We start from the raw sequence: 2,510 nt of genomic DNA, 5'->3' as shown, positions 1-2,510 counted from the left end.
GAGAGGGCTTGTTCATAAAAATTATTTTCTACCAAAACATTGGAGAGATGTCAGTCTGAGCGGAGTCGAAGACCTCCCGTTTGGACGGTCTTCGACTCCGCTCAGACTGACAATTGCCAAATTTTGATAGGAAAAAGTTATATGAACAAGCCTTGGGAGAAGGGGATGTCAAGAATAGTTTTCCCGATTGGCTTTCGTGTAAAGACACGATTCATCGCCTCTAAGCGAGTCGCCCGGGGGGTACATTTGAGAAAATTACGGGAATCAGTCAGCCAGATTGTAGCGACGAAGCACGGCCCGGAAAGTCAGGCTCGAATGGTAGGGTTCGAATACCTGAATTACCTTGGTGTCGCGGAAGTAGTAGCCGCCATCGGCGGCTTTTTTAAGGTAGTAAAGCGAACTATCGGCTTTGCTCAATCCGGCGTACACCACCGCCCGCTGGTAATTTTCCCAGGGACTGGCGCCGACTAGCCCTTGAATAAAAGCGTCCGCTTTTTGGCGGTTTCCCCGTTTGGCTTCGCAGTACATTAGCAAGGGAATTTGTCCTTTGTCGTCGGGGTTCAATTCCATACCCCGCTCGAAGGCGGCGACCGCCTGGGCGTAGTCGGCCTGGTTCATGCTGTAGTATGCTTTCACCATATGATAGGCGAACGAATTGTTGAAAAGTACCCGTCCGCTTTCAATGTTTTCTTTCGCCAACCCGAACTGCCCGGCGTAGGTGCAGTTGAGAATATGCCCGGCCAGAATCACCGGATACAGCGGGTCGAGCGTCACGGCGCGGGTACTGTACGTGACGGCTTCATCGACCCTTCCTACCGACCGCAACAACAGGCTGTACCAATAGTTGGCCTGGGCATCGTTCGGGTTGTGCTGCAGCGCAATCCGAAAGGCCGTCTCGGAAGCTTGCCACTGTTGGGTGGTGTGATACAGTGCACCCAGCACCGCGTAGGCCGTGCTGTTGGTCGGGTCGAGACGAATGGCGTTTAGTGCGGTTTGCTCCGTCAACCGACGCTGCTTCTGCGCCTCGGCGTCGTTCGGGCCTAGCAACAACAAGTGGGCGGCGGCCTGGTAGGCGTAGGCTTCGGCGAAGGTGGAATCGAGCGCGATGGCCCGCTCGAAGCGGGCGATACTCGCCAACAAATCCGCGTTGGTGCGGGTATTCATCAATTGCCTTCCCTGCAAAAAGGCGTTGTAGGCTTCTATGTTTTGGGTACGGGCTAGTTGCAGCTTTTCGGCGGCCGACGCCCCCCTCGTCCGTTCGAGTTGCCGGGCTATATCGGTTACGATTTGTTCGGTGAGTTGGAAAATATCTTTGTAGGCCGCGTGGTAGTTCTTCGTCCAGGAGCGTCCGTCTTTTTGGGTGCTGACGAGGTCGATCTTGATCTGAACCTGATCGTCGGTTCGCAAAAAACTACCTTTCAGCACATGGGCCACCCGGAGTTCTTCGCCAATTTGCAGAATGCCCTTCCCGGTGCCTTTGAATCGGTCGGACGATGAGCGCGCAATGACGTTCAGGTTATCGATAAGCGCTGCCGACGTGTATATATCGTCCATGATCGACTCACAGGCTGGGTTGCTATCGGTATTTCCCAGGTTGGTAAAGGGCAGCACGGCCAGCGAACTGGCCTCCGGTGCTACAGCCTCGGAAGTTTGTTTGAACCACTGATAACAACCCGCCCCGATAAGAAGCAGCGCTATAGCCGCGAGGACGGCATAGGGCCGGCGGCGGGCCGGGCGGGCCGCCGGCCCTACGGATGGCGGGGCAACTAAGTTCTCCGGCTCGGTATGATATTTACGGAACTGAGTGGGACTGACCTGGAACTCCTCGGTGAAGTAGGTACTGAAATTCTGAGGATTGGTGATTCCCACCGCATCGCAAATTTCCGAAATCCGCAGATCCGTCCCCATGAGCAACTCTTTGGCCCGCAGCAAGCGCCGCTGACGGATATAGCGGGAAGTCGAGTTTTGGGTTTGATCCCTAACGGCACGGTGCAAGTGCGACCGACTGACGCCCAACGTCTCGCAGATCCCATTGATCGAAAAAGAAGAATCGTCCAGATTCTCGTCGATCAGGTCGTCTAATTTTTCAAGTAGTGTGTGTTCTGCCGAAATCATCCGAATAAGTCGAGCTAATCCAAGCTTTAAAGATACTGTTTTCCGGTTAAAGTATATTTATTGGTCGGTAATCTGCCAAAGTTTCTATTAAGCGGCAACCACAAACCGATAGGTCTCAAATCGCGGCGTGTCCCTGCGATTTGAGACCCATCTATAATGCAGAACGTGGTACGCTATACGACACACCACATTCTGAAAAATCAGTTTAGGGCCACGAGCGTGCGTGCGGGTTCCTTCACTACCTCGGCGCTGCTCAGGCTGATGGACTTGCGCTGCACCTCGGTACCATTGGCGATCTCGATGGTGTAGTCGCCGTCCGCGACCTTCGAAAGGTCGAAGTTGCAGGCGTACTTCTGGACTTTGCGGCCCACCGACTCGCGGTGCAGTTCTTTGCC

General features: G+C 54.3%; 1 protein-coding gene and 1 pseudogene. Both read right to left on the bottom strand.

Going from position 1 to position 2,510, the window contains the following annotated elements; all coding sequences use genetic code 11:
* Window positions 1-264: 264 nt before the first annotated feature.
* A complete protein-coding gene (locus tag ACEW8P_RS14555; RefSeq protein WP_373513804.1) occupies window positions 265-2,115 on the bottom strand; it encodes a helix-turn-helix domain-containing protein in 1,851 nt (616 codons plus the stop codon).
* A 200-nt stretch (window positions 2,116-2,315) separates the two neighbouring features.
* Window positions 2,316-2,510, bottom strand: a pseudogene (locus ACEW8P_RS14550) (hypothetical protein); the annotation flags it as partial.

It is taken from the genome of Persicitalea sp., from assembly GCF_041751555.1.
GTDB lineage: Bacteria > Bacteroidota > Bacteroidia > Cytophagales > Spirosomataceae > Persicitalea.
This window is presented reverse-complemented; position numbering and strand designations above follow the sequence as displayed.

What these genes read in the sequence shown, in the direction of transcription:
- ACEW8P_RS14555 (WP_373513804.1), bottom strand. Translation starts at nt 2,115, where the DNA reads ATGATTTCGGCAGAACACACACTACTTGAAAAATTAGACGACCTGATC.